At 73.2% G+C, this 26,156-nt stretch carries 25 protein-coding genes and 1 riboswitch; of the genes, 7 read left to right on the forward strand and 18 right to left on the reverse strand.

Annotated elements, in window-relative coordinates; genetic code table 11:
- Nucleotides 1-122: 122 nt before the first annotated feature.
- Both HS99_RS01325 and HS99_RS01330 read right to left on the reverse strand, forming a co-directional pair.
- Nucleotides 123-593, reverse strand: a complete 471-nt coding sequence (locus HS99_RS01325) for a MarR family winged helix-turn-helix transcriptional regulator (RefSeq protein ID WP_030556030.1) — start codon at nt 591-593, stop codon at nt 123-125.
- Nucleotides 590-2,482 (reverse strand): MFS transporter, encoded by a 1,893-nt coding sequence (locus HS99_RS01330; RefSeq protein WP_078938652.1) that lies wholly within the window; start codon nt 2,480-2,482, stop codon nt 590-592. Before HS99_RS01330 ends, HS99_RS01325 begins: the two co-directional genes overlap by 4 nt.
- Nucleotides 2,483-2,660: 178 nt before the next feature.
- Between HS99_RS01330 and HS99_RS01335 the strand changes: the two genes are divergently transcribed.
- Nucleotides 2,661-4,118 carry a PTS transporter subunit EIIC gene (locus HS99_RS01335; RefSeq protein ID WP_030556033.1) on the forward strand — a complete coding sequence of 486 codons (1,458 nt, stop codon included), beginning with the start codon at nt 2,661-2,663 and terminating at the stop codon, nt 4,116-4,118.
- Nucleotides 4,119-4,263: 145 nt separating this feature from the next.
- Here HS99_RS01335 and HS99_RS01340 read toward each other — a convergent pair whose 3' ends face one another.
- Nucleotides 4,264-4,905, reverse strand: coding sequence for a carbonic anhydrase (locus HS99_RS01340; RefSeq protein WP_030288823.1), 642 nt, complete (start codon nt 4,903-4,905; stop codon nt 4,264-4,266).
- A gap of 303 nt (nt 4,906-5,208) precedes the next feature.
- On the opposite strand from HS99_RS01340, the gene HS99_RS48085 reads away from it, so the two are divergent.
- Both HS99_RS48085 and HS99_RS44450 read left to right on the forward strand, forming a co-directional pair.
- Complete coding sequence (locus tag HS99_RS48085) at nt 5,209-6,219, forward strand: hypothetical protein (RefSeq protein ID WP_305953091.1); 1,011 nt, start codon at nt 5,209-5,211, stop codon at nt 6,217-6,219.
- 29 nt (nt 6,220-6,248) lie between these two features.
- Nucleotides 6,249-6,461, forward strand: a complete 213-nt coding sequence (locus HS99_RS44450) for a hypothetical protein (protein ID WP_030556038.1) — start codon at nt 6,249-6,251, stop codon at nt 6,459-6,461.
- 474 nt (nt 6,462-6,935) lie between these two features.
- On the opposite strand, the gene HS99_RS01355 is transcribed toward HS99_RS44450, so the two are convergent.
- The 4 genes from HS99_RS01355 to HS99_RS01370 form a co-directional block, all read right to left on the reverse strand.
- A complete protein-coding gene (locus HS99_RS01355) occupies nt 6,936-7,202 on the reverse strand; it encodes a DUF4235 domain-containing protein (protein WP_030556041.1) in 267 nt (88 codons plus the stop codon).
- A 5-nt stretch (nt 7,203-7,207) separates the two neighbouring features.
- Nucleotides 7,208-7,672, reverse strand: coding sequence for a DUF3618 domain-containing protein (locus HS99_RS01360; RefSeq protein ID WP_046385874.1), 465 nt, complete (start codon nt 7,670-7,672; stop codon nt 7,208-7,210).
- Nucleotides 7,669-7,992 carry a phage holin family protein gene (locus HS99_RS01365; RefSeq protein WP_078938650.1) on the reverse strand — a complete coding sequence of 108 codons (324 nt, stop codon included), beginning with the start codon at nt 7,990-7,992 and terminating at the stop codon, nt 7,669-7,671. Before HS99_RS01365 ends, HS99_RS01360 begins: the two co-directional genes overlap by 4 nt.
- 644 nt (nt 7,993-8,636) lie before the next feature.
- Nucleotides 8,637-9,335 (reverse strand): SDR family oxidoreductase, encoded by a 699-nt coding sequence (locus HS99_RS01370; protein ID WP_030288810.1) that lies wholly within the window; start codon nt 9,333-9,335, stop codon nt 8,637-8,639.
- Between the two features lie 413 nt (nt 9,336-9,748).
- Here HS99_RS01370 and HS99_RS01375 point away from each other — a divergent pair, with 413 nt between their 5' ends.
- On the forward strand, nt 9,749-10,492 hold the full coding sequence (locus HS99_RS01375; RefSeq protein WP_030288808.1) for a G1 family glutamic endopeptidase: 744 nt from the start codon (nt 9,749-9,751) through the stop codon (nt 10,490-10,492).
- A 293-nt stretch (nt 10,493-10,785) separates the two neighbouring features.
- Here HS99_RS01375 and HS99_RS01380 read toward each other — a convergent pair whose 3' ends face one another.
- Complete coding sequence (locus HS99_RS01380) at nt 10,786-12,843, reverse strand: heavy metal translocating P-type ATPase (protein WP_030556046.1); 2,058 nt, start codon at nt 12,841-12,843, stop codon at nt 10,786-10,788.
- A gap of 98 nt (nt 12,844-12,941) precedes the next feature.
- Between HS99_RS01380 and HS99_RS01385 the strand changes: the two genes are divergently transcribed.
- A complete protein-coding gene (locus tag HS99_RS01385; RefSeq protein WP_078938649.1) occupies nt 12,942-13,343 on the forward strand; it encodes an ArsR/SmtB family transcription factor in 402 nt (133 codons plus the stop codon).
- 59 nt (nt 13,344-13,402) lie between these two features.
- On the opposite strand, the gene HS99_RS01390 is transcribed toward HS99_RS01385, so the two are convergent.
- The 3 genes from HS99_RS01390 to HS99_RS01400 all read right to left on the reverse strand — a co-directional run bounded on the left by HS99_RS01390 (nt 13,403) and on the right by HS99_RS01400 (nt 15,915).
- Nucleotides 13,403-14,371 (reverse strand): NAD-dependent epimerase/dehydratase family protein, encoded by a 969-nt coding sequence (locus tag HS99_RS01390; RefSeq protein ID WP_030288803.1) that lies wholly within the window; start codon nt 14,369-14,371, stop codon nt 13,403-13,405.
- Between the two features lie 114 nt (nt 14,372-14,485).
- Nucleotides 14,486-15,115: an ester cyclase gene (locus HS99_RS01395; RefSeq protein ID WP_030288801.1), complete on the reverse strand. Its 630-nt coding sequence runs from the start codon at nt 15,113-15,115 to the stop codon at nt 14,486-14,488.
- Nucleotides 15,116-15,189: 74 nt separating this feature from the next.
- Nucleotides 15,190-15,915 (reverse strand): SDR family oxidoreductase, encoded by a 726-nt coding sequence (locus tag HS99_RS01400; protein WP_030288799.1) that lies wholly within the window; start codon nt 15,913-15,915, stop codon nt 15,190-15,192.
- Nucleotides 15,916-16,053: 138 nt separating this feature from the next.
- Between HS99_RS01400 and HS99_RS01405 the strand changes: the two genes are divergently transcribed.
- Nucleotides 16,054-17,034, forward strand: a complete 981-nt coding sequence (locus HS99_RS01405) for a LysR family transcriptional regulator (protein ID WP_046385872.1) — start codon at nt 16,054-16,056, stop codon at nt 17,032-17,034.
- An 84-nt stretch (nt 17,035-17,118) separates the two neighbouring features.
- On the opposite strand, the gene HS99_RS44455 is transcribed toward HS99_RS01405, so the two are convergent.
- Complete coding sequence (locus HS99_RS44455; protein ID WP_157881799.1) at nt 17,119-17,289, reverse strand: hypothetical protein; 171 nt, start codon at nt 17,287-17,289, stop codon at nt 17,119-17,121.
- Nucleotides 17,290-17,354: 65 nt separating this feature from the next.
- Complete coding sequence (locus tag HS99_RS01410; RefSeq protein WP_030288795.1) at nt 17,355-17,756, reverse strand: hypothetical protein; 402 nt, start codon at nt 17,754-17,756, stop codon at nt 17,355-17,357.
- A gap of 452 nt (nt 17,757-18,208) precedes the next feature.
- On the opposite strand from HS99_RS01410, the gene HS99_RS01415 reads away from it, so the two are divergent.
- Complete coding sequence (locus tag HS99_RS01415; protein ID WP_030556052.1) at nt 18,209-18,928, forward strand: hypothetical protein; 720 nt, start codon at nt 18,209-18,211, stop codon at nt 18,926-18,928.
- A 355-nt stretch (nt 18,929-19,283) separates the two neighbouring features.
- Here HS99_RS01415 and HS99_RS01420 read toward each other — a convergent pair whose 3' ends face one another.
- The 5 genes from HS99_RS01420 to HS99_RS01440 all read right to left on the reverse strand — a co-directional run bounded on the left by HS99_RS01420 (nt 19,284) and on the right by HS99_RS01440 (nt 25,540).
- Complete coding sequence (locus tag HS99_RS01420; RefSeq protein ID WP_170066657.1) at nt 19,284-19,637, reverse strand: hypothetical protein; 354 nt, start codon at nt 19,635-19,637, stop codon at nt 19,284-19,286.
- A gap of 509 nt (nt 19,638-20,146) precedes the next feature.
- A complete protein-coding gene (locus HS99_RS01425; RefSeq protein WP_078867580.1) occupies nt 20,147-20,629 on the reverse strand; it encodes an acyl-CoA thioesterase in 483 nt (160 codons plus the stop codon).
- The gene (gene metE / locus HS99_RS01430; RefSeq protein WP_030556055.1) at nt 20,626-22,962 is read right to left on the reverse strand and encodes a 5-methyltetrahydropteroyltriglutamate--homocysteine S-methyltransferase; all 2,337 of its coding nucleotides are present in this window, start codon (nt 22,960-22,962) and stop codon (nt 20,626-20,628) included. The genes HS99_RS01425 and metE overlap by 4 nt, the downstream gene beginning before the upstream one ends.
- Nucleotides 22,963-23,097: 135 nt before the next feature.
- Nucleotides 23,098-23,329: riboswitch (cobalamin riboswitch) on the reverse strand.
- Nucleotides 23,330-23,563: 234 nt separating this feature from the next.
- Nucleotides 23,564-24,574 carry a DUF8832 domain-containing protein gene (locus tag HS99_RS01435; protein ID WP_232790745.1) on the reverse strand — a complete coding sequence of 337 codons (1,011 nt, stop codon included), beginning with the start codon at nt 24,572-24,574 and terminating at the stop codon, nt 23,564-23,566.
- A gap of 240 nt (nt 24,575-24,814) precedes the next feature.
- Entirely contained in the window at nt 24,815-25,540 is a 726-nt protein-coding gene (locus HS99_RS01440; RefSeq protein ID WP_030556056.1) for a YcnI family copper-binding membrane protein, read from the reverse strand.
- Nucleotides 25,541-26,156 lie beyond the last annotated feature (616 nt).

Below are 26,156 nucleotides of genomic sequence, written 5' to 3' on the forward strand. Positions count from 1 at the left end.
CCGCTCCCTTCCCGTCACCATGGACCCGTGGTTCTCGACATGTCCATTGTCGTCGGGAAGGGGGAGGGGGAGCGGCGCATTTCAATCTTCGCGCCGTCAAGCTGCCTACTGGTGAAGGGAATTCAGGCGATCGGCCGCTGCCGGGCGGGTGTGTCGGACTCGTCGAGGAGGAGTTCCAGCAAGGGCAGGGCCGCCTCCAGCGCGCGGCACTGCTCGGGGCTGAGGCGGGTGCTGCGCCTGGCCAGCAGGGCGGTGCGCTCGCGGCGGATCCGGGCGAGGGTGTCCCGGCCGTGCCCGGTGGGGGCGAGCAGCTGGGAGCGGCCGTCCTGCGGGTCGGGGGTCTTGGCGATCAGGCCGTCGGCGACGAGCGGGGCGACCGTACGGACCATGGACGGGACGGCCACACCCTCGCGCGCGGCGAGTTCGCCGAGCCGCAGCGGACCGTGCTGCTCGACCCGGGCCAGGGCGGAGAGTTGGGCGGAGGTGAGGTCCTGGTCGCCGGAGGCGCGGACCAGCTGGCGGTTGAGCCGGCCGATCGCCAGCCGGAGCCGGACCACCGCCTCGGCGGAGAGCCCGCCGCCGTCCGCGCTCACGGCCCCTGCTCCGTCGCACGCGGGGCGCCCGGGTCCGCCGCGGCCGCGGACCGGCCAGTGGACGTGGACCGGCCAGTGGGTGCGGACCGGTGGGTGGTCGTGGACCGGTCGGCGGCCGGACGGTCGGCTGCCGGCGGGCCGGCCTCGGCCGCCGTGGTCGGGGAGGCTTCGGCGGCGGTCCGGGGCCGGCCGTGGACCATTGAGGCGGCCGCGGCGACCAGGGACATCGCGATCGCCAGCCAGAACACCACGACCAGGCCGTCGTGGAAGGGCCCCGAGATCAGCTGGGGGAAGAACTCCCGGCCGGTCAGCGTCCGGGCGTGGTCCGGCGGCAGCCCGCCGAGCACCTGCGGACCCAGCAACTGCTGGACGGGGTTGTAGCCGAGGAACGCGGCGAACAGGGTGCCCACCGGAGGCAGCGAGGCGATGGTGCGCGCGTCGGCGGCGGGCACGCCCTGCGCGGTCAGCCCGGCGGTGAGGGTGTGCGGCAGCGAGCCGGCCAGCCCGGCGACCATCAGGGAGAAGAAGACCCCGATCGACAGCACCATCCCGGCGTTCTGGAAGGTGGCCCGCATGCCGGAGGCGGCGCCGCGGGCCGCGGCCGGCACGCTCGACATGATCAGCGAGGTGTTGGGGGCGGCGAACAGGCCGCCGCCCAGACCGTTGAGGAAGACCAGGAGCGCGAACCAGGGGTAGCCGAAGTCGGTGGGCAGCAGGAGCAGCCCGGCGAAGGAGGCGGCCATCACCACCAGCCCGCCCGCGGCGAACAGCCGGGCCCCGGCGCGGTCCGACAGGTAGCCCGAGATCGGCCCGGCGGCCAGGAAGCCGACGGTCAGCGGGACGAGGTAGATGCCCGCCCACAGCGGGGTGTCGGCGTAGTCGTAGCCGTGCAGCGGCAGCCAGATGCCCTGGAGCCAGATGATCAGCATGAACTGAAGCCCGCCGCGGGCGATCGAGCCCAGCAGGGTCGCCGCGTTCCCGCCGGTGAAGACCGGGTCGCGGAAGAGCGAGAGCGGGAACATCGGCTCGGCGGTCCTGGCCTCGACCAGGCAGAACACCGCCAGCAGCGCGACCCCGCCGAACAGCCCGGCCAGCACCCAGGGGTTGGTCCAGCCCATGGTGTGGCCGCCGTAGGGCTGTATGCCGTAGGTGATCGCGGCGAGCAGGGCGGTCAGGCCGACCCCGAAGGTGATGTTGCCCCACCAGTCGATCCGGGCGGGCTTGCGCACCCCGGTCTCGCGCAGTGAGCGGTAGGCCCACACGGTGCCGAGGACGCCGATCGGCACGTTGACCCAGAAGATCGAGCGCCAGTTCCACTCGGCCAGCAGCCCGCCCAGGACCAGGCCGATGAAGGACCCGGCGATGCCCGCGACGATGTTGACCCCGAGCGCCGTGCCGCGCTGCCGGGCCGGAAAGGCGTCGGTGATGATCGCCGCCGAGTTGGCCATCAGCATCGAGCCGCCGACCGCCTGCACCACCCGCCAGCCGATCAGCCACAGCGCCCCCGGCCCGCCGTGCAGCGGGTCGAGGGACAGGGCCACCGAGGTGAGGGTGAAGATCAGGAAGCCCGCGTTGTAGATCCGCACCCGGCCGTGGATGTCGCCCAGCCGGCCGAGGGTCACCACCAGGACGGCGGTGACCAGCATGTAGCCCATCAGCATCCACAGCAGGTAGCCGACGTTGCCGGGCTGCAGCGGGTCCAGGCCGATGCCGTTGAAGATCGCGGGCAGCGAGATCAGCACGATCGAGGCGTTGATGGTGGCGACCAGGGTGCCCAGAGTGGTGTTGGACAGCGCCACCCACTTGTACCGGGGGTGGTCCGCTTCCACACCCGTACGGGCCGGTCGCCGGCGCCCGGTCCTGCCGCCGCCGGAGAGTCGTGTCGCCACCGCTGCCTCCCGCTGTCCCGGGACGGGCCCGGGGAAGCGTCTCCCGAGGCCCGCCGCGGATCGGAGTGGAAATGTCGATAGCTTCCGCCAACTAACGATAGTCCCGGCACCCGTTCGGGCGACAGGCCCCGGCGGACCACCGGTTGAGCGCCCTGACCAACCGGGTACGTCCCCTGGCATGTCCGACGAGAAGCACCGCGCCGTGGCCGAGGCGATCCTCCCGCTGGTCGGCGGCGCCGCCAACATCCGCTCGGTCGCCCACTGCATGACCCGGCTCCGGCTCGGCCTGGCGGACCGTTCGCTGGTCGACCGCGAGGCGCTCGGGGCGCTGCCGGCCGTCCTGGGCACGGTCGAGGACGACACCTACCAGATCGTCCTCGGTCCCGGTGCCGTAGCCGGGGTCACCGCGCAGCTGCGCCGGCTGCTGGACTCCGGCGGTGATCCCGCCCCCGCGGCGGCCGCCCCCGGCGCCGAGGACCTCGCCGGGCGCGGCGCCCGGATCCGGGCCGAGGCCCGGGTGCGCAACGCGACGCCGGTGAAGCGGATGCTGCGCCGGATCGCCAACGTCTTCGTCCCGCTGATCCCCGCCCTGATCGGCTGCGGGATCGTCGCCGCCCTCGCCGGGGCGCTCGCCAACCTCGAGTGGGCCCCGGGCCTGGTCACCGCCCTCGGGCCGGTCTCCTCCGGGTTCATGTCGCTGATCGCCGTCTTCGTCGGCTACAACACGGCGAAGGAGTTCGGCGGCACGCCGGTGCTGGGCGGGGCCGTCGCCAGTGTGACCGTCTACGCGGGGGTCGCCAAGGTGGAGGCGTTCGGCCACCACCTCACCCCCGGGCAGGGCGGGGTGGTCGGGGCGCTGCTCGCCGCGCTGCTGGCCGTCCGGTTGGAGCAGTGGACCCGGCGGGTCGTGCCCGAGGCGCTGGACGTCCTGGTCACTCCCACCGTCACCGTCCTGTTCGGCGGGCTGGCCGCGCTGTTCGGCCTGATGTTCGTCGCCGGGGAGGTCTCCACCGCGATCGGCCACGCCGCCACCTGGCTGCTCGCCCACGGCGGGCTGCTCGCCGGGCTGGTGCTCGGTGGCCTCTTCCTGCCGCTGGTCATGCTCGGACTGCACCAGGCGCTGATCCCGATCCACACCACCCTGATCCAGCAGCAGGGCTCCACCGTCCTGCTGCCGATCCTCGCGATGGCGGGGGCCGGGCAGGTCGGCTGTGCCGCGGCCGTCTACCTGCGGCTGCGGCACAACACCTCCGTCCGGGCGACGATCAGGTCCGCACTGCCGGCCGGACTGCTCGGGATCGGCGAGCCGCTGGTCTACGGGGTCACCCTGCCGCTTGGCCGCCCGTTCGTCACGGCCTGCGTGGGCGGTGCCGCCGGGGGTGCCTTCGTGGGGGCGGCCGGCCAACTCGGCGGCGCCGTCGGCTCGACGGCCGTCGGCCCGTCCGGCTGGGCCCTGTTCCCGCTGCTGGCCGGCCCGCACGGGATGGCCGCCGGCGCCGCCGTCTACGGCGGAGGCCTGCTGACCGGGTACGCGGTGGGCTTCCTGGGCACCTACTTCTTCGGCTTCACCCGGGAGACGCTCGCGGAGTACAACGCCGCCGCCGCGGAGCCCGCCCCCGCCCTCGCGGCCGAGTAGCCCAACGCGCCGGGCCGGCGGTGCCGGTGGCGTCGTCGCCGGTGCGCAGTGGGTCGTTCGGGTGTGCCCCGGTGTGATCGGCGCAGCGTGATCGGCGCAGCGCGACAACGCGAGGGCGGCCCCCGGGGCTGCGGGAGCGCTGACGTCAGACCACGGCGTCGGCCGCCATCTCCACGCCGCGGGCGGTGACCAGGTGCACGGCTCCGTCCGCCAGCTGGTAGGACAGGCCCACCACGGCGGCACTGCCCGCTTCGACGGCGTGGGCCAGGGCGCGCGAGCGCTCCATCAGCAGGTTGACCGTGTGCCGGACGTGCTCCGCGATGAAGTCCGCGTCCTCGACGCGCCCGGCCGCACGGGCAGCCAGCACGCTGGGCGTGACCCGCTCGACCACGTCGCGCACGTACCCGCGCACCGTGGTGCCGTCCGAGACAGCGGCCCTGGCTGCGGCCACCGCCCCGCAGGCATCGTGGCCCAGCACCACCACCAGAGGGCAGCCGAGGACACTGATCCCGTACTCGATGCTGCCCAGCGTCTCCGGGCCGACCACGTGACCGGCGTTGCGGACCACGAACAGGTCGCCCAGCCCGCGGTCGAAGATGATCTCCGCGGCGAGGCGGGAGTCCGAGCAGCCGAACAGCACCGCGAACGGCGCCTGCGCGGGCGCGATCTCACTGCGGCGGGCGGCGTCCTGGTTCGGATGCTCGACGGTGCCGGTGATGAATCGCTGGTTACCGGCCAGCAGTATCTCGAAGGCTTCCTGGGGCGTGGGGGGCTGCGTCAGAGTCATGGCCGCAGGCTACTGTCCCCACCCGGTCACCGCCCGGAACTGGCACCCTTCCGAGTGCGACCACCTGGGCCGACCGTCACCGCGGACTCACGCGCGGCAGGGGCAAGGTCAGCTGCCGGTCAGCGGGGAGGGGAAGTGGCGGATCACGCTCGCTCGTGATCGGCCGGAGCGACTGCCGGTGTCGGCGGGCAACCGTTTCGTGCCTGGGGCGTCGGGCAGAAGCGGGCCGTGGCTTCGTACGAGCCGGAGCAGCGGGTGGCGCGAGCGACCGCGCCCGTCGCGCGCGGGGGCAGAGGAGGAACGATGATCCCGCGGACCGTCGCACGCGTGCAAGGCCTGTTCAACCTCGTCGGCGGCGCCTGGCTCCTCCTGCACCTGCGCAGCTTCGAGCGGGTCTTCGGCCCCAGGACCGACCGGTGGCTGCGGTACACCTCCGGCGGCCTGCTGGCCACCACCGGCTGGACGCCGGACGGCGGCGCGGAAGCGGTCCGGAGCCGCCGGGCGGGCGTGGGATCGGCGGCGACCCTGGTGTCCGTCGACCTGATCCACGTGCCCCTGGGCCGGCTCCGGCCCACCTACCTCCTGGACGCCGCCGTGCAGGCCGGATGGCTCGCCGCCCGGGCAGCGTGCGGCCGGCTGACTCCGGGGAACGCGAACGAACGTGCCGGCGGCGTGCCGGTACACCGAAACCGGCCAGCACAGCGGTCAGCGGCGGTGCCGTCGCCGGCCGACAGCGGACTGAAGGACGACGCGACAATGACCAGAACCCACCCCGGCACGGCGACGGACCACAGCGCGCGCACGATCGATCCGGACCTGTTGGGCATCTACCTGAACGATCACCTGGCCGGAGCCACGAGCGGCACGGAACGCGTGCGCTACCTGGCCCGGGCGACCGCCGGATCGCCGCTCGGCCGTGAGATCGGCCCACTCGCGGCCGAGATCGCCGAGGACCGCAAGACACTGCTCGCCATCATGCGGAACCTGGGCGTGCCGGTGCGCCGCTACAAGGTCGGCGCGGCCTGGATTGCCGAGCGCGCCGGACGACTGAAGACCAACGGCCGCCTGGTGCGGCGCTCCCCGCTGACGACCTTCTTCGAACTGGAGATGCTGCGCATGGCGGTGGAGGGCAAGGCCGCCGGGTGGCAGACCCTGCGCCGGCTGGCCCCCGACCACGACGCGCTGGACGCGCGGCTCCTCGACGACCTGCTGGAGCGGGCCCGGAGTCAGCAGCAGACCTTGGAGCAGTGGCGGGAGCGGCGGATCCGGTCGACTTTCGAGAGGCCCGGTCCGGCGACCGCCGACTCCCCGTAACCCCGGGGAGGGCTCGGGGAGTTGGCGTCGTGGTCGTGGTCGTGGTCGTGGTCGTGGTCGTGGTCGTGGTCGTGGTCGTGGTCGCGGTCGTGGCGCCGGCGGGCGGACCCGCCGGGAAGGCGCCGTACGACGTGGTGCGGGTCATCACCACGGTGAGAAGGCCGAAGGGGCCGGCCGCGGGGCCGACGCTCCGGCCGCCCACGAGCACGGGCATGCGTACCGTGGTGACGCCGGACTCCTGAGGGTCCAGGTGGCCGCCGGCGCGCCCGGGGTGTGCCACGCCGTTTGCGGTGTCGTCGGGTGCGGCTGGGTGTCGTCTCTGGCCCACTCTGCGAGGATGACGGCGGGGCCGGGTGTCCGGATGGTCCGGGCAAGCCGCTGGCCGCTTGTGGTCAGACAGGTCGCAGTGTTCATGCCACCCTCCGAATGCCGTTGACGGTGATGCCGGTCGCGAGCAGGGACGGTCCGGGGCTCCGGAAAACGGGCCGCGGTCTCGATGGGACCGTCGGCTCCGTAGCCGACCGGTTGTCCTGTCTTTCACGCTACCGGCGGCGCAACGGCAGACCGCGGTACCCCGGAGGGAACCTCGTCGGCGGGGCGGTACCCGGGTACTACGCCCGCCCGGGGCGGCAGTACCGCTGGTCACCGGGGACGGCCGGATGCTCGGCAGAGGACCGGTGTCCGTGTCCCACCGGCCCTCCGGCCTCCTTTCCGGGTCAGCTGGGCCAGGTTCCGGTCAAACGGCGGACGGTGGTGGCCCCGACGCGGTCGACGGCCGCCTTGACCCCGGCGAAGATCGCGCCCTGGAGCGTGGCCGTGAGCAGCACCTCGCGCCAGGAACGATCTTCGTCGGTGGCGTCCGGAGCGTCCTCGCCGTGACCGAGCGCCTTCCACGTCTGCTTGAACAGCGCTCCCGCGGCCATGCCGCTGACGGCGCCGAGCACGAGGGCGACCGGCCTGTAGGCGATCTTCGATGCTTTCACCCGGTTCACCCCTTCCGGCGGCGGCAGGCCAGCCACAGCACGACAGCCACACACGCTGCGGCCACCAGTACCTTGCGGTTGTCCCGCGCCAGCTGCGCCCCCCGGGCGGTCTTCTCCCGCACCGGCTCGGGCGCCTTCTCCTCCCACAGATGACCGACCTCGGCGGCCTTGGCCCGGGCCTGCCCGGCGGCCTGGGCGGCCTTGTCCCTGACCGGATCGGGCAGCCGGTCCTGCGCCTGGTGGGCCACGTCGGCGGCCCTGGCCTTCAGTTCCGCGGCCTTGAGGGTGGCCTGTTCCTTCAGCTCGCCGGCCTTCGCCGCAGTCTGCGCCTTGACCTCGGCGGCCTTCTCCTCGGCCTTCGCCGTGAGTGCCTGGACCGTCTCTCCGAGCTCGGCCCGGGTCCGCTCGACCTGTGCGCGGAGTTCCTCGGGGCTGGAGGCGGTGGGTTCGTCGTGAGGCGGCTGGGTCATCGGTGTGCACTCCCCTTCATCTCGGCCATGTCGGCCTTCACGTTCTCGACGGTCCGCTCGGGCGCGGGCGGCCCGGCCCGGTCGACCTGTTTCTCACTCATGACCGGCGTCGCGGTGATCACGCCCAGCGCCGCTGTGACGATCGGCCCGGCTGCCCGTACCGGCAGCGCCACCGCCAGTGCGGCGGTCACGGTCGCGACCAGCGCCTGCGCCGTCAGGAATCCGACCACGCGGCGCCGCCGAACAGGACGCCGCCCTTGCCGTAGCGCTTGCCCTTCTCCTTCATTCTCCGCCTGCGCCAGGCACAGTTCGTCTCGCACCGGCTAGGTCAGCTGCACGAGGCCCGCTGCACCAGCTCGCCCACCGGCTCATGGCCGAAACGGTCCACGCTCGGGCGGACCCGGCACCGTGCGGCTGGGTGCTCGACACGACGGTCGCCTCCTGTACCTCTGAACTCCTGCCGGCCGGACCGCGTCGCGCGTCCGACCATCCGATGAGGACGCGAGTACCCGGAGCAGGTGAATTCAGGCCGGGCAGACGACTGGATCGTCTGCCCGGCCTGAATTCGCCTGTCCTCCCGACCTCCCCGACCCACCCTGATGGCCGCAGGTGCCGACCACTTCGCCGCCGAGGGCCCGGATGGACCGCCGCTCGCCGCCGCTCGCCGCCGCTCGCCGCCGCTCGCCGCCGCGCCGAACGGGCGCTGCCAGTCGCCTCGGTGTGCAGCGGCGCCTTCGTCCTCGCCGCGCTCGGCCTGCCGGGCGGTCGCCGCGCCAAACCACCCACTGGCGACACGGACGCACACGCGCCGCCACCCGCGCGTGCACGTCGAACCCGACGCCTTGCACGTCAGCGACTGGCGCTACCACACCAGCACGGGCATCGGCGCGGGCATCGGCCTCGCCCTCGCGCTGGTCGAACACGTCCACGGTGCCGACGCCGCTCAACCCGAGCCCGGGCTGGGTCAGTTGACCTGGCCGGCGGGCCGCACCACGAGGTGGCTGACGTCGACGCCTTCGGGCTGGTTGACGGCGAACAGGATCGTCTCGGCGACCTGCTCGGCGGTCAGGGCCGGTGCCGCGTCGGGGCAGCCGCCGCGCTCGTCCCAGAACGGGGTGTCCACGATCCCCGGGGCGACGAGGGTCACGCCGATGCCGTCCTCGGCCACCAGCAGCCGGACGTTCTCGACCAGGGCGTGTGCGGCCCACTTGGTGACCGAGTACATGTTGCCGGGCGTGTTCCTGATGCCCGCGACCGAACCGACGACCACGATCCGCCCCTTGGACTGCCGCAGGTGAGGCAGCGTCTGCTGCACCAGCAGGGCCGGGCCGAGGACGTTGGTGAGGACCATGGTGCGCATGGCCTGGGCGTCGTGGTTCTCCAGGGTGCCGGGCAGGGAGAACCCGGCGTTGGCGATCACCGTGTCCAACCGGCCCCAGGAGTCCACGACTTGCCGCACGGTGGCGGCGACATGGTGCTCGTCGGCGGCGTCCCCGCTGATGGTCAGCAGTCGTTCCCCCGCGCCGGTGGAGGTGGCGAACGCGGCCAGCCTGTCGGCGTCGCGGCCGGTGATCGCCACGCGGTGGCCCTGCTTGAGCAGGCCGCGGGCGGTGGCCGCGCCGATTCCGCTCGAACCGCCGGTGATCAACGTGACAGGTTCCATGGGATGACCTCCTCCTTGACGGCGGTACCGGCGACCCGCCGGGATCCAGGCGCCGGAGAACGCCAACCGACGTGTGATGCCCGGCCGTTGCGAGTCGCTGCCGCTCCCCCGATGTCGTGACAGTCGACGATCCGATGAGCCGGCGACGCGGGCGGTCCGAGTACGCCTCGGCCACACCACCGGTGATCAACTTCTGTCGTCGGCCCCGATGCTACTACGCCGCGGCCATCGACCCCCGTGACTGCGGCTGCAGTACGAACTCCACGACGGACCGGGGACCGGCGGCGACGCCGAGCCGATGGAGCAGCTCACAGAGTGGCGTTTCGTTATGTCCCCGTAACATCCGCACCTGATCCGGCGGGTCTACCTTTGTCGACGCTCGGCCAACTCCACACCCTCACAAGGGAGTAGCCATGCCCGAAGTCCGTCGGCGTACCCTCGCCGTGTCCACCGCCCTGCTGACCCTCCTGGGCACCGCGGCACCGGCCGTCGCCGCCACCGCCCCCACCCTCGTGCAGGCCCCGCTCGCCCACCACGGCGGCGGCCTGTTGCACAGCACCAGCGGCAACTGGGCCGGATACGCCGCCACCGGTGGCCGGTTCACCAGCGTCAAGGCCAGCTGGGTCCAGCCGGCCGTGTCCTGCAACGGCACCGACACCTGGTCCAGCTTCTGGGTCGGCCTCGACGGCGACGGCAGCAACTCGGTCGAGCAGACCGGCACCGAGGCCGACTGCTCCAGCGGCTCCCCGGTGTACTCGGCCTGGTACGAGATGTACCCGGCCTACCCGGTCAACTACAGCAACACCGTACGGCCGGGCGACCACTTCACCGCGAGCGTCACCACCAGCGGCAGCGGGTCCTTCACCCTCACCCTGTCCGACACCACGGCCGGTTGGAGCCGCACCGTCAACAAGTCCCTCAAGAGCGCGGCCCTGGCCTCCGCCGAGGTGATCGCGGAGGCGCCCTCCAGCTCCAGCGGGGTGCTGCCGCTCTCGAACTTCGGCTCGGTCGCCTTCAGCGGCTCCACCGTCAACGGCCAGGCGCTGGGCGGCTTCAGCCCGGACGCCATCACCATGGCCTCGGGCGGTACCACCAAGGCCACCACCTCCGGGCTGAGCGGCGGCAGTTCCTTCTCGGTGACCTGGAAGCACAGCTGACGGACGGTGGACGGGGCCGCGCCGCGGGTGCGGCCCCGTCCACCCGGCATCCACGAACTGCTGGAGCGGCAGGCTCCGCAGCGGCCCGAGCTTCTCCCTGCCCAGCCGGAACGCGTACGCGCCCATCAGCATCTGCACCAGGCCGCCCACAGACCGGTGATCCGGACCGGGGCGAGGAAGGTCACACCTGACTTCCGGCTGATATCGAGCGAGTGACGCTCAGCGCCGGGCCGCGAGCGAGCGGAAGGCCGTCGCCCCCGGCCCGGGAGCGACGGCCTTTCCGTGGTGACGGCTCAGCCTTCGGCGCGGGCCCTGGCCCAGGCGGCCTCGCGCAGCAGCCGCAGGCCGTTGAGGCCGACGATGACGGTCGAGCCCTCGTGGCCGAGGACGCCCAGCGGCAGCGGGAGCGTGGCGACCAGGTCCCAGACCACCAGTGCGGAGATGAACACCGAGGCGATCACCAGGTTCTGCACGACGAAGGAGCGGGCCCGCCGGGAGAGGGCCACCACGACGGGGACCGTGGCGAGTTCGTCGCGCACGATGACGGCGTCGGCGGTCTCCAGCGCGAGGTCGGAGCCGGCCCGGCCCATGGCGACGCCGGTATGGGCGGCGGCCAGGGCGGGCGCGTCGTTGACGCCGTCGCCGAGCACCAGGACCTTGCGGCCGGCCCTCTCCTGCTCCTGGACGGCGGTGACCTTGTCCTGCGGGAGCAGCCCGGCGCGGACGTCGGTGATCCCGACCTCGGCGGCCAGTCGGGCGGCGGCGCGCGGGTTGTCGCCGGTGAGCAGCACCGGCGCCGTGCCGGTGAGGGCGGTGAGCGCGGTGACGGTGGCGGCGGCGTCCGGGCGCAGGCGGTCGGCGATGCCGAGCACGCCGACCGGGACGCCGTCGACCTCGACCAGGACGGCGGTGCGGCCGCCGGTCTCCAGTTCGGCGGCGACCGCGGCGGCGCGGGCGGCGACGGCGCCCCCGGTGCGGTTCAGCAGCCGGGCCGGGGCGCCGACCGCGACGGTGCGGCCGTCGACGGTGGCGGTGACGCCGATGCCGGGGGCGGATGCGAAGTTCTCGGCGGTGGCGAGGGCCAGGCCCCGGGTGCGGGCCGCGTCCACGATCGCGCGGGCGAGCGGGTGCTCGCTCGGGTGCTCGGCGGCTGCGGCCAGGGCGAGCAGGCCGTCGGCGGTGAGGCCGTCGGTGGTGAGGCCGTCGGTGGTGAGGCCGGAGCCGGCGATACCGGAGCCGGTGAGGCCGTCGTCGGTCGGGCCGAAGCCGGTGAGCGGGCGCAGGTCGGTGACCCGGGGCGTGCCCTCGGTCAGGGTGCCGGTCTTGTCGAGGGCCACGCCGTCGACCTGGCCGAGCCGCTCCATGACCACGGCGGACTTCACCAGCACACCGTGCCGTCCGGCGTTGGCGATCGCCGACAGTAGCGGCGGCATGGTGGCGAGCACCACGGCGCACGGGGAGGCGACGATCATGAAGGTCATCGCCCGCAGCAGCGAGCTGGTGACGGCCGCGCCGAAGGCGAGGGGCACCGCGAAGACCGCGAGGGTGGCGATCACCATGCCGATCGAGTAGCGCTGTTCGACCTTCTCGATGAACAGCTGGGTCGGCGCCTTGGTCTCGGAGGCCTCCTCGACCATGGCGACGATCCGGGCGATCACCGAGTCGGAGGCGTCGCGCTCGACCTTCACCCGCAGCGCACCGGTGCCGTTCAGGGTGCCGGCGAACACCTCGTCGCCGACCTCCTTCGCCACGGGCAGCGGCTCGCCGGTGATGGTGGCCTGGTCGACCTCGCTCGCGCCGTCCAGCACCCGCCCGTCGGCGCCGATCCGCTCGCCGGGCCGCACCAGGACGGTGTCGCCGACCGCCAGCCGCTCGGTCGGCACGTTCTCCTCACGGCCGTCGTCCAGCAGCCGGGTGGCGGTGGTCGGGGCGAGGTCGAGCAGTCCGCGCACCGAGTCGGCGGTACGGGCGGTGGCCAGGGCCTCCAGCGCGCCGGAGGTGGCGAAGATGACGATCAGCAGCGCGCCGTCCATGACCTGGCCGACGGCGGCGGCGCCGAGGGCGGCGACGATCATCAGCAGGTCGACGTCGAGGGTCTTCTCGCGCAGTGCCCGGAGGCCGGCCCAGGTGGGCTCCCAGCCGCCGGTGGCGTACGTGAGGGCGTACAGCGGACCCCAGGCCCAGGCGGGGGCGCCGGTGAGCTGGAGCGGGAGCGCGATCAGGAACAGCACGGTCGCGGCGGCGGCCCAGCGGGCCTCGGGGAGGGCGAACACCCGGGTTCGGCGGCGCGGGGCGGTGTCGGGACGCGGTGCGGCGGAGGGCGCGGGTCGCTCGATCAGAGTGGTGGGCATGCGGGCGGGACCCTTCGGGGCAGGGCGGGGCCAGTGACTCATCCACGATACATGAACATATGAACCCCTCTTCATGTATGAGTTGTACTATTGCCCGCATGGGTCATGGAGCCGCCCCCGCAACCGCCGTCCCGCACACCCGCCTGGACGAAGCCAGCGCTGCCCGGGTGGCCACCACCCTCCAGGCCCTGGCCACCCCCTCGCGCCTGCTGATCCTCTCCCGTCTGCGCGAGGGCCCCTGCGCGGCGACCGAACTCGCCGCCGAGGTCGGCCTGGAGCAGTCCGCCTGCTCCCACCAGCTGCGCCTACTGCGAAACCTCGGCTTGGTGGTCGGGCGGCGGCAGGGCCGTTCGGTCGTCTACGCCCTCTACGACAACCACGTCGCCGCCCTGCTCGACCAGGCCGTCTACCACATCGAGCACCTGCGCCTCGGTCTCACCGACACGGACACGGACACGGACACGGACGCGGACACGGGCACGGACACCGCGCTCGACTGACTCGGTTGACTCCCCGTCGGGTCGGCCCGAAGGCTCCGTCCCGACGGGGAGCCGACTGCTCAGCGCTGGTGCCAGGCGGTGAGGAGCTCGGCCTCCTGGTCCGGGGTCAGGGTCTGCGGCAGCGGGTCGAACGGCCGGATGTCACGGGCCGAGTCGGCCACCGGGCGGACCTTGAGGCCGGTGGCGAGGGCGGCGGACGGATCGGCGGTGCCGGTGGCCCGGATCAGCGGGTTGGTGCTCCACAGCGGCAGCGCCTGGTCCTGGACGCCGGCCGCACCGAGGAAGTCCTCGTCCACCCAGGTGAGCGTGGTGCCGGGCGGGGCGACCGCCGAGGCGACCGCGTCGAGTAGGTCGCCCATGCTGAAGGGCGGGGGCGTCGCGGCGTGGAAGGGGCCCGAGGCGCCCTGGTCGAGCAGGCCGAGCATCCAGTCCGCGAGGTCGCGGGCGTCGATGACCTGGATCGGGGTCTCGGGCCGGCCCGGGGCCAGTACCTCGCCGCCCCGGGCGAGCCGCTGCACCCAGTGGTCGAAGCGGTGGGTGTAGTCCTCGGGACCGATCACATAGGTCGGACGCACCAGCAGCACGTCCGGGCCGAAGGACTCCCGGGCCTCCCGCTCGCACTGGACCTTGAGGACGCCGTAAGTGGCGGCGGTGATCGCCTCGGCCTCGGGCCCATCGGCGGGGAGCAGTGGGGAGCGCTCGGTGAACCCCGGGGCGGTGGGCGTGTCGTAGACGGCCATGGAGGACACCAGGAGATAGCGCCCGGCGGCGCCGGGGTCGAGTGCGGCGGCCAACTGGCGGATCTGGCGCGGGAAGTAGGCGCTGACGTCCACGGTGGCGTCCCAGGCGAGGCCGCGCAGGACGGACAGGTCGGCGTCGCGGTCGGCGATGAGGTGGGTGGCGTCCGGGAGCAGATGGGCACCGGACCTGCCCCGGTGCAGCACCGTGACGTCGTGCCCGGCGGCGAGGGCCGCCCGGGCGAAGTGGTAACCGACGAACCTGGTGCCGCCCATGATCAGAATGCGCATCAGGCCATGGTGGCAGCCCGGCGCGGGCCGGGCCAGGGCCGATGCGGTCCTGGCCCGGCCCGCGTGGGTTCGGGGGCGCGTTCGGGGGCGTGTTCGGGGCGTGCTCCGGAGCCGTCAGCCGTGGATGCCCAGCTGGGTCAGCAGCGTCTGGTTGTCCTCGATGTGCCAGTCCTCCACGATCCGGTCGGTGCCGACGTGCTGGATGTCGATGGCGTTGAACTCGACGCTCTGGCCCTCGCCCCGGACGCCGTTGAAGGTGCCGGTGAAGTGGCCGCGGAAGACCAGCCGGGCGGTGATCCTGTCGCCGGTGACCAGCACGTCGGACAGCTCGCAGGTCAGGTCCGGCACGGCGGCGCGGAAGGTCTTCGAGGCGGCGAGCGGCCCGGCGGGGCCCTGGGGGCGGCCGGGCGGCAGGGTGTTGTCCCGGAACTGCGGGCTGATGGCCGCGTCCAGGTACCGCTGCCGGCCGGTGTTCCAGAAGGTGTACAACTGCTGCGCCAGTCGGACCTCCTGGGCCGCACGCCGGGCGCCGATCGAGCGGTCCACGGTGAGCGACTTCGGCTGCACCAGGTCGGGCGACCGGTCGAGCAGGCGCTGCGGCCAGGAGTGCGAGGCGGGCTCGGGGTTGCCGTCGTGGCGGGCGGAGGAAGGGGCGGGGACGGGGGCAGCGGCGGCGGTGCCGGCCGCCAGGGCCGCGACGGTCGCGGCGACGGCGGCGGTGCGGGTCAAGGTGCGCCAGGACATGGGGAGTTGCTCCTCGGATCGAATCGGGGGGTGGATTTTCGCGGACGGGCGTGGCCGGACGGCCGGACGGACGGTCAGGCGAGCCGGCCGCCGCCGTCGACGTGCAGCACGGTGCCCGTGACGTACGGGTTGTCGATGGCGTAGAACACGGCCTTGACCAGGTCCTCCGGGCTGCCGACGCGGCGGGCCGGGTTGCGCTCGGCCACCCCGCGCAGGAACGCCTCCTTGTCGGCGCCCAGGCCGTCCCAGGAACCGGTGTCGACGATGCCGGGGGAGACCGCGTTGACCCGGACCGGGGCGATCTCCACCGCCAGCGCCTGCACCAGGAAGGCCAGCGCGCCGTTGGTGGTGGCCATCACCGTGCGGGCGGGCGCCGGGCGCCAGGCCGCTACCCCGGAGAAGAAGGTGAACGAGCCGCGCTCGGACACCTGCCCGGCCAGATGCTTGGCCAGCAGCATCGGGCCGATCACCTTCGCGGCGAACGCCCGCTGCACGTCGGCGAGTTCGAGGTCCTTCAGCGGGCCGTTGGCGGGCATCGCGGCGGTCGAGACCAGGTGGTCGAACCGGCCGGCCCGCCGGGCGAACCCGGCGATCGAGTGTTCGTCGGTGAGGTCGAGCGCGATCACCTCGGACGGCCCGGTCAGCTCGCCGGCCGTCCACTCCAGCTTGCGCGGGTCGGGACCGGCCAGCACCACCGCGGCGCCGGCCGCCGAAGCGGCCCTGGCCAGGGCACGTCCGGTGCGCGAACCGGCGCCCACCACGACCAGTCGCTGTCCCTGCAGAGGCGTGCCGTCGGACATGGGAGTACTCCTTCGAGTTCGGGTCATCAGGGGATTCCGGCCACCCGCTGTTCCCTGCGGCGGCCGCACCACGAGCCTCTCCCGACGTGGGGTGATGAGTCCAAGGCATCTTTTCGACAGCTGCCATAAAATTCCTTCATGGCAACCCCGACACTCCGACAGCTCGAATACCTGGCCGCCGTGGCCGACACCGGCTCGTTCACCCGCGCCGCAGAGCAACTGCACGTCACCCAGCCCGCGCTGTCCCACCAGATCAGGGCCCTGGAGACGGCGCTCGGCGGCCCGCTGCTGGAACGGCTGCCGCGCTCGGTGCGGCTCACCCCGACGGGCCGGGCGGTGCTGCCGCACGCCCGCGCCGCGCTGGCCGGGGCCGACCGGCTGCAGGCGGTGGCCCGGCGGGCCACCGGGCTGGAGGAAGGGGAGTTGGAGGTCGCCGCGGTCTACTCGATCAGCCTCGGCATCCTGCCGCCGGTCCTCCGGGCCTGGCATCGCCAGCACCCCGGCGTGCGGATCCGGCTGCGCGAGTACGCGCACGCCGACCGGCTCCAGGAGGCCATGGCCGAGGGCCGGGCCGACCTCGCCATCGGACCTGCGCCGGAGGGCTGGGAGGGGCCGATCCGGGAGCTCGGCGTCGAGGAGTTCACGGTCGTCCTGGCCGCCGACGACCCCCTGGCCGACGACCCCCTGGCCGACGACTCCCGGGCCGACGACGGGCTGCGCGAGGGCCGGTCCGAGGGCCGTACCGCCGGATCCGTCGCACTCGGCGCCCTCGCGGACCGCGCCTGGGTCCACTACGCCCCCGACAACGGCCTCGCCGACCTGCTCGACCAGGCCTGTGCCCGCGCGGGCTTCCACCCCCGGGCGGCGGTCCGCGCCGAACAGACCTCCGCCGCACCGCTGCTCGCCGCGGCGGGTCTCGGACCGGCCCTCGTGCCGGCCGACATCATCCCGCCGCAGTTCGACGGGCTCCTGCTCCGCCCCGACCCGCCGATCCGCCGCACCCTCACCGCCTACACCCGCACCCGGCCCGACCCGCTCACCGTGGCCTTCGCCGAACTCCTCGCCGAGCGCGCCCGGATCAACCCAGCGGCCGCCGAGCAGCCGGCCGACCACGGCTGAGGCCCCGGATCCGGCAGCGGGCGCGGACGCCGCGGACGCAACACCGCGGCGGCCGGGGCCCGGCCGCCGCAGGTCAGCCGCGCCTCAGTCGGTCGGCGCGCTTCCGGCTTCCTCTTCCTGCGGGGCGGCGGCCGGAGCCTCGGACGCCGCAGTGTCCGCCTCGACGGGGCTCGTCCCGCCGGGGGCCGCCGCGTCGCGGTCGGCGCTCCCACCTGTCACCTCGGGCAGCGGCTTGCCTCCGCTCCAATCGGGCATCGGTTTGCCTCCCGTCCAATTCGGCATCGTGCTACCCGTTGCCGGCAAAGCACGTTGACGCCCTCTCACAGTGCGGCAAGAACGTCCTGGTGTACACCGTCGAGGACGAAGCCGTTGTCCAGGCGGATCCGGACCGTCACCCGGCTTCCGTGCGCCCGGTGCGTGGCCCACTCCGGTTCCAGCGCGGCGATCTGCGCCTCCAGCCGCTCCCGGCTGGCCTCCGGCATGGTGTGCCCGTAGTCGTCGAAGAGCGCCTTGAGCCGCTGGTACTCGCGGACCTCCTCGCTCTCCGGGAGTTCGCCGTCCACCCGCTCGACGGTGCCCTCCGCCCCGACGCCCAGGGAGAGGAACCCGACGACGGTCCCGGGCCCACCGGGGTTGCCGGGCTCGCCGGGCTCGCGGGTGAAGGCCTCACCGATCCCGAGGTCCGCCGTCAGCCTGACGCGTCGTCCTTCCTCCAGGGTCATCCGTCCTCTGCCTCTCAGATCGTTCGGTGCCGCGGGCGCGGCCGTCCGACGGTCAGGTCATTATCCGTGGCCGCGGGGGTGGTCGGGTCAGGCGCGGCCCGCCGCGGCGCGGCGTCGGGCCCTCCGGGCCCCGGCCGTGGCGGCGGTGATCGTCGGATAGGCCGCGGGGTGGCGAGGAGATCGGTGGCGAGGTCTCGCCGCACCGGACTTCCCGTGCTGCGTGCCCACGATCACCGCCCCTCGATGAAGCCCCACAGGCCGGCCCTTTACCTAACACGCCCCGGGAGCGGAGCCTTTGCGGACGCGTGGTGGCGAGCCGCGAGCCGTACCCTGGCGCAGCTGGGCGATCTCTGACACCATCTCAGCCGACGTGAACGATTCGTGTGTCCGTCGTTCACTCCACCCGCACAAGAGCAGTCGTAGAGCGTCGTCGAGAAGATCTGAGGCCTGCCATGAAGACCTTACGGACCCGCACCTCGCACGTACTGACGGTCGTGCTGATGCTCCTGGGCGTGACGACCGCCGCGACCGCGCAGGCGCAGGCGGCCCCGCAGCGGCTCGCAGCGAGCACCACCATCTGTTCCAACTCCCCGATACCGGCAGGGTGGGTGGTCACGAGCTCGTACAGCAGCTGGGGCTGCCCCGGCACCGGAGTCTCGTACACGATCACCGACACGGCCGGGCAGACCAACCTCACCATCTGCTCGTTCTCGCCCAAGCCTGCCGGGTGGGTGGTGACCAGCTCGTACAGCAGCAGCAACTGCGCGGGCAGCGGCGTCGCCTACGGCTTCCACAACGTGGCCAACGACACCAACGTCGGTGTGTGCTCCATGTCCCCGATCCCGGCAGGGTGGGTGATCACCAGCTCGTACAGCAGCAGCAACTGCGCGGGTACCGGCGTCGCCTACTCGCTCCACAACGTCGCGAACGACACCAGCGCCGGTGTGTGCTCCATGTCCCCGATCCCGGCGGGGTGGGTCGTCACCAGCTCGTACAGCAGCAGCAACTGCGTCGGCACCGGCGTCGCCTACACCCTCTTCAAGATCACCACTCAGACCTCCGCCGTCGTGTGCTCCTTCTCGCCCCTCCCGGCGGGCTGGGTGGTCAGCAGCTACTACCCGAGCAGCAACTGCTACGGCAGCGGCGTCGCCTACTCCATCCGCAAGGCCTGACCCGCCAGCTGCCGGCACTGCGCGGCGGCCCGGGCCGGTGAGGCGCGAGGAAGCCTGACGACAGGGCCTCTCGGCGGCTCGGGAGCACCACTCCTCCCGGCCGTCCGGAGGCCCTGTCGCCATCGCGCCGCCCGCGCCCACTCCAGCGACGTCCGCTTCGCCCGCGTGCACACCTTCGTCCAGGACATCCGGGTGGTGCGGGGCCGGCCAGCCCTCACCGCTGCCGGCCCCCACGGAGGCGGCGCACCGGGCGGCCGACTGGTTCGAGGCGGTCCTCGCGCGGCCCCGGGGCCGCTACGAGTGGCTGTACCAGGGGAAGGCCTACGCCCTCCGCGACGAGTACGCCGGGCGGCCCTCAGTCGAGGGTGAGCAGGAGCGCCACCGTGTTGCCCTCGGCGTCCAGGCACTCGGTCGTGTTGGAGCCGTCCGGGTTGGCCAGGACGCCCAGCACGGTGCCGGTGCCGTCCTCGTCCGGGATCATCAGCCAGTCGTTCGCGAAGTCGCCGTCGATCGGCTCCACCGGCCAGTCGGCCGGTTCCACCGAGGCGAGTTGAAGCGACTCGCGGAGGTTCTCCAGCCTCCAGCTGTCGCCCTCGGCGGCGCGTGCGTGCAAGGTGGCCCAGGCACGCTTGAGCATCCCGGTGCCCGGCTCGATCCAGGTCCTGCTGGGGTTCGCGTGCACCACGGCCAGACCGGACGGGGTCGCCACGCGGTCGCCGCAGTCCTGGGTCCGGACCGGGACGGTCTCGCCAGGGTGTACCAGGACCGCCACCGGGACCCCGGGTGCGTTCTCGCGGGCGATCAGGTAGACAGGCGTGCCGCCGGGCCGCATCGGGAAGCCCCCGCCCTCCGGTCCCAGCGGGTCGTAAATCGTGCCGTGGCCCGCGGCCCCCCCGGATCAGACCGAGCCGCTCGATCCGCCAGCCGTCGCGGGTCAGAACACCCTCGGACGGATCGGCCAGGGCCGCGCTCAGCGCGGGCATGAACTCGTACTCGTACTCGAACTCGTCGTCCTCGTAGGACATTCGATCACTTCCCGAAGTCGTAGGTTCCGGGGAGCGTAGACCGTGGCACCGACACGCCGGTGGCCGTCCCGGGGCGGAGCCGCAGCGTCGGCCGGACCCGCTTCTTGGTCTGTGCGCCTCATGGGTCGGTCGAGCCACCGACCGGAGTGCCGTGGGGCTCGCCGTTTTCGGCGCGGCCCCACGGCACTCCGGTCTAGCTGCGGGTTTCGGTGGTGCGGCGGTGGCGCCGTGCGCGGGCCTGGCGGCGGCGGTCGGCCGGGGTGGCCGGGTGGAGGGCGGGGACGCGGTGGGGCTGGCCGTCGGCGTCGACGGCGACGAAGACGAGGTGGGCGGTCGCGGCGCGGGTGACGGGGCCGGTGAGGTTCCAGCGTTCGGCGGTGACGGCCACGGTGACATCCATGGAGGTGCGGCCGGCGTGGTCGACCTGGGCGCGGACGGTGAGCAGGTCGCCGGCGCGGACCGGGGCGAGGAAGGTCATCTCCTCGACGGAGACGGTGACGGCGGGGACTCCGGCGTGTCGGCCGGCCGCTGCGGCTGCGGCGTCGTCGATGAGCTTCATGACGACGCCGCCGTGGACGGTGCCGTAGAGGTTGGTGTCGTGCTCGCTCATGATGTGGGCGAGGGTGACGGCGGAGTCGGCCGGGGTGCGGGAGGTGATGTCGGCAGGGGCGGTCATCGGCGGCCGTCCAGGGTGGTGCGCAGGTCGCGGGCGGCGGTCACGAGGTGTTCGAGGGCGGGCCGTACTTCGGCCCAGTGGCGGGTCTTGAGGCCGCAGTCGGGGTTGACCCACAGGCGGTCGGCGGGGAGGTGGTCGAGCGCGGCGCGCAGGAGGTCGGTGACCTCCGACGTGCCGGGGACGCGGGGCGCGTGGATGTCGTAGACCCCGGGCCCGGCGGCGCGGGGGTAGCGGGCGGCGGCGAGTTCGGTGGCGACGGCCATCCGGGAGCGGGTGGCTTCGAGGGAGATGACGTCGGCGTCGAGGTCGTCGATGGCGGGGAGGATGTCGCCGAACTCGGCGTAGCACATGTGGGTGTGGATCTGGGTGTCGGCGCGCACGCCGCTGGTGGTGAGGCGGAAGGCTTCGGTGGCCCAGGCGAGGTGGTCGGGGTGGGCGTCGCGGCGCAGGGGCAGTGTCTCGCGCAGGGCGGGTTCGTCGACCTGGATGACGGCGGCGCCCGCGGCCTCCAGGTCGGCGACCTCGTCGCGCAGGGCGAGCGCGACCTGGCGGGCGGTGTCGGCGAGTGGCTGGTCGTCGCGGACGAAGGACCAGGCGAGCATGGTGACCGGCCCGGTGAGCATGCCCTTCACCGGACGGTGCGTCAGATCGGCGGCGTAGCGGTACCAGTGGGTGGTCATCGATGCGGGGCGGGAGACGTCACCGGCCAGGATCGGGGGCCGGACGTAGCGGGTGCCGTAGGACTGGACCCAGCCGTGCCTGGTGGCGAGGTATCCGGTGAGCTGTTCGGCGAAGTACTGGACCATGTCGTTGCGTTCGGGCTCGCCGTGGACGAGGACGTCGAGTCCGGCCTTCTCCTGGAAGGCGATGACCTCGCTGATCTCGGCCTCGATGCGCGTGCGGTAGGCGGCGTGGTCGATCCGGCCGGTGCGCAGTCCTGCCCGGGCGGAGCGCAGGGCGTCGGTCTGGGGGAAGGAGCCGATGGTGGTGGTGGGCAGCGGTGGGAGGTTGAGCCGGGCCTGCTGGGCGGCGGCCCGCTCGGGGTACGGCTGGGGGCGGTGGGTGTCCTGAGCGGTGACGGTGGCTGCGCGGGCGCGGACTTCGCGGTCGAAGGTCAGGGCGGAGGCCGAACGGGAGGCGCGGGCGGCCCGGTTGGCGGCGAGCTGGGCGGCGACGGTGTCACGGCCGTCGGACAGGGCCCGGGCGAGGGTGACGGTCTCGTCGACCTTCTGCCGGGCGAAGGCGAGCCAGCGCAGCACCTGCGGGTCGAGGTCGTGTTCGCGGCCGGTGTCGAGCGGCACGTGCAGCAGGGAGCAGGACGGGGCGACGTCCACCTGCCCGGCCAGCCCGAGCAGGGTGGCCAGGGTGGCCAGGCTCTGTTCGAGGTCGGTGGTCCAGATGTTGCGGCCGTCGATCACACCGGCGACCAGGCGCTTGTCGGGGACGCCTCCGATGGCTGCGAGAGCGGGCAGGTTGGCGGCCGCGGGGCCGGTGAAGTCGAGTGCGAGGCCCTCGACCCGGGTGCGGGCGAGGACGGGCAGGGCGTCGCCGAGGGCGTCGAAGTAGGAGGCGACCAGCAGCTTCGGCCGACGGGTGGCGGAGGTGAGGTCGCGGTAGGCGCGGGCGGTGGCGGACAGGACGGCGGGCGGCTGGTCCTGGACGAGTACGGGCTCGTCCAGCTGGACCCATTCGGCTCCGACCGTGTGCAGGGCGTCCAGGATCTCGGCGTAGACGGGCAGTAGCCGGTCGAGGAGGGTGAGCGGCTGGAAGTCCGCGGGCGCGTCGGGAGCAGGTTTGGCGAGGAGCAGGAAGCTGATCGGGCCGAGCAGGACCGGGCGGGTGGTGAGGCCGAGGAGTTTGGCCTCGGCGAGCTCGGTGAGCGGCTTGCCGGGGTCGGCGCGGAAGGCGGTGTCGGGGCCGAGCTCGGGCACCAGGTAGTGGTAGTTGGTGTCGAACCACTTGGTCATCTCCAGCGGTTCGGCCTGCTCGGTGCCGCGCGCCATGGCGAAGTAGACGGCCAGGGTGTGCTCCGGCGTGCCGGGGCGGGCGTCCTGGGCGGCGGCGAGGTGGCGCGGCGGGACGGCTCCGAGCATCCATGCGGCGTCGAGGACGTGGTCGTAGAGGGAGAAGTGGTTGCTGGGGATCTCGCCGAGCCCGGCGTCCGCGAGCTGCTGGAACACCTTGCGGCGCAGGTCGGCGGCGGTGGTCAGGAGCTGGTCGGCGCTGCTGCGGCCGGCCCAGAAGTCCTCGACGGCACGCTTGAGTTCGCGGTCCGGTCCCTGGCGGGGGTAGCCGTGGACGGTCGCGCTGGGGCGGTGGGTGGTGCGGTTCACGGAACTCTCCTTCGCGAGTTCGCATGGACCCCGCCGGACAGGGGTGCGCGAAGGAGCGGGCCGATGGGGGACGAGAGCCCCTGCCCGTGCCGCCGCCGACCTTCCCGCGAGGTCCCGGTGAAGACCGTGCGCCGCTGCGGCGCACGGGCAGTGGCAGGTCTTCGGACTCGCGGGCGTGCCGGGCCATGGTGGCCGTACCGGCTCCTACCGGCCGTCGCTTCCCGGACAAGAGCGTCTGTCCAGTGCTTGGTTGACGGCTTTCGTTCCCACTCACCGCTGCGGGGCAGTTCCGGATTCGCACCGGATTCCCTCTTGCGACGCCTCCCGCCTGGCGGACGGGGGCGAACCAGCTGCACGCCCACCCTAGCCGCACTCGCGGCCCCGCGGCGACCGGTTCAGCAGCCGGAGTACCGGTGGAAGCCGTGGCCGGGTCTGCGGCCGAGCAGACCGGCGTCGGCCGTTCGGATCGCGGCCAGCGGGTCTGGCACGAGCAGTGGTTGACGGCGGACCCGGCCCGGTCCGGGGAGCCGCTGACGAGGAGGTGCGAGCGGCCGCTGGACGGCCGTTCGTCCGCGGCGGAGTGGTTCTGCGGCAGCCGGCGTCAGGCGACGTGGAGTGTGAGTGCCGCGGTGTGGAGTTGGCCGGCGGTCCGGAACTGCAGGTAGGCCCGCCAGTTGCCGGGTTCGCCGAGCAAGGCGTAGAGGGCCAGCGTCGGCCCGCCGTGGTCCGCGTGGACCGGGGTGGTGGGGTGGAGGTGGGCCAGGGCCTGGTCACCCTCGTGGACGATGCTGAGGTGGGCGTAGCTGTCGAGGTACGGCTGGAGGTCGGTGACCGGCTGACCGTCCTTGCTGATGGTCACGATGAGTGGGGCGGGCGTTCCTGCCGTCAATTCTCCTTGGACGGCGATGGCGTAGCCGTCGGCCGTGGTGCTGTCGGTCGCGGCGGGCAGCGGCGCGGCGGTGGCCTGGCCGGGCACGGTCACGGTGCGGCTGAGGACGAATTCGCTGCCCTTGCGGGGGCCGGTGTTCGGTGTGAACGAGGCGTACAGGCGCCAGGTGCCCGGTTCGAGGGCGGTGAGCTCGGCGGTCCAGGTGCCGTCGGGGGCCATAGTGGGGTGGAGGTGCTGGTAGCCGGTGAGGTCCGAGCGGATCGCGTAGAAGTGCAGCCGCTTGGTCTGGACGTCGGCGAAGTCGGTGACCGGGCGTCCGTCCGGGCCGATGACGGTGAACGGGTAGGTCACTGCTCGGCCGGCGGGGAGGCTGGTGGCCGCGGAGTCGAGGCGGTAGCCGTCGCGTTCGGCGGCGAGCCCCTCCCCGGTCGCCGTGGCCGGCATCCCCGCCATCCCGGGCATCCCCGCCATGCCCGGCATCCCCGCCATCCCGGGCGTCGTCGCACTGGGCGGCGCGGTCATGCCGTGGTCCATGCCGGGCGGGCCGGCAGGTGCCGAGTGCGTCGACGATCCGCGCGCGGGCAGTGTGAACAGGACGATCGCGGCGACCGCCAGGGCGAGTGAGCAGGCATGGAGGACGCGGTGCCCCGCCCAGCGGCTGGCCGCAGAGGAATCCCCCTGCTCTGTGGACGGCGACTTCTGGTGTTCGGTGCCGGTGTTCATTCTTGCCCGCTCTCCTCTGGTTCGGCCGGTCGGGCCGTGCTACTCAGGAGATCCGAGCGGCCGGTGGCGATAACGGAAAGACGCGGGCGCGGGCACGTTTCCGCGCGGGGCGGCGGACGAGGCCCGTGCGTGCGGCCGCCCTCGCCACGGGGGATTCCGTGGCGAGGGCAGCGGCTGGGCACGCGGCGGGCGCGGGAAGCATCCCGCACCGGTCGCGGCCTGCTCACGCGCGGGGTGTGCTCACGCCGAGGCGTCCGCGCCGGTGCCACGGCCACGGCCGCGACGGCCGAGTACGAAGCCGGCCGCCGTGCCGAGGACGCCGACCACGATGCCCGCGACGCCCAGGGCGCGGGCGGTGGAGTCGCTGCCGCTCGCCTTCGCGGTGTCAGTGCTCGTCGTGTTCGCCGGCGTCGGGTCGGCCTTGGCGCCCGCCGCGGCGCCAGGGGCGGGAGCATCGGAGTCACCGGCGGTGGCGGCGGTCAGCTTGAGCACCGGCGCCGGGTTCTTCGGCTCCGGCTGGCCGGCCGGGGGCTCCTCGATCCAGCGCACCACGGTGCCGTCACCGGAGGTCTGCAGGGCCTTGAAGACCACCTTGTCGGTGCCGCCGGGCAGCGCGCCGAGGTCGACGGTGAAGTCCTGGAAGTGGCCGGGGGTGATCTGGCCGCCGGTCCACACGACCTGCGAGACGGCGTCGGTGATGTCGCCGTCGTCGGTGTGGACCGGGGTGGCGAGCTTGGTGGTCCGGATGCTGTCGGTCCAGCCCGGCACCGGCGCGACCTTGACGGACGGGATCGGGTGGTCGGTGGGGAAGTCGATCTCGACCTTCACCTTGCTGTTCTTGTCGTCCTCGTTGGGCACGCGGAACGCGAAGGTCTGGTCCGTCGCGTTCTTCGGCACGCTGGACGGCTGCACGATGACGTGCGCGGACGCCGGTACGGCCGCGCCGAGGACGGTCGTGGCACCCAGCGTGCAGGCGGCGGCGACCCGCGAACAGACTTCGCAAGGCCTCGGCGAAGGCGCGGCACTGCTCGTTCAGATCGCCCGGGTCGAGCGGCGTCCCGCACCCCGGCACCGTCCTGTCGCACCGGGTGCACCTGCGTTGGGGGAGGGCGCGGCGCCTACTGGGTGGCGGGCTTCCGGGTCGCCGAAATGCGCCGCCACCAGGATGTGGACGCCCTCGTGCGGTTCGGTCTTCTCAGTGCCGGTCTCCATGCCGTGGGGGGCGTCGGTGCTTCCGTCGGCGCCTGTCCGGACATCACACGATGCCCGTCACGCCGGCAGCAGCGCACCGGTCGTCACCCCCTCCAATGCCTGGCGGGCATCTCCTGGGGCGGAGAGCAGCACACGGGCGCGGGCGGAGAGGTTCGCACGAGCAATGCGCGCCTGGCGAGAAACGATCTCCGCACGGGCAGCATGGCTCGGGACCGTGCCCGGGTACTGACGTAGAGCCAGAACTTCGACCCGGCAAGGGAGTCGGGTCGCCGCGCTAGCCAGCTCGAGGTGTCCGTGTCCGGCGTGCGAGGAGCCCTCAGTCATCAAGCCTTGGAGTCAGTGATCCCGCAAGCGGCCAGGTGGTGTTCAT

The sequence above is a fragment of the Kitasatospora aureofaciens genome, assembly GCF_001188955.3.
Taxonomy (GTDB): Bacteria; Actinomycetota; Actinomycetes; order Streptomycetales; family Streptomycetaceae; genus Kitasatospora; species Kitasatospora aureofaciens.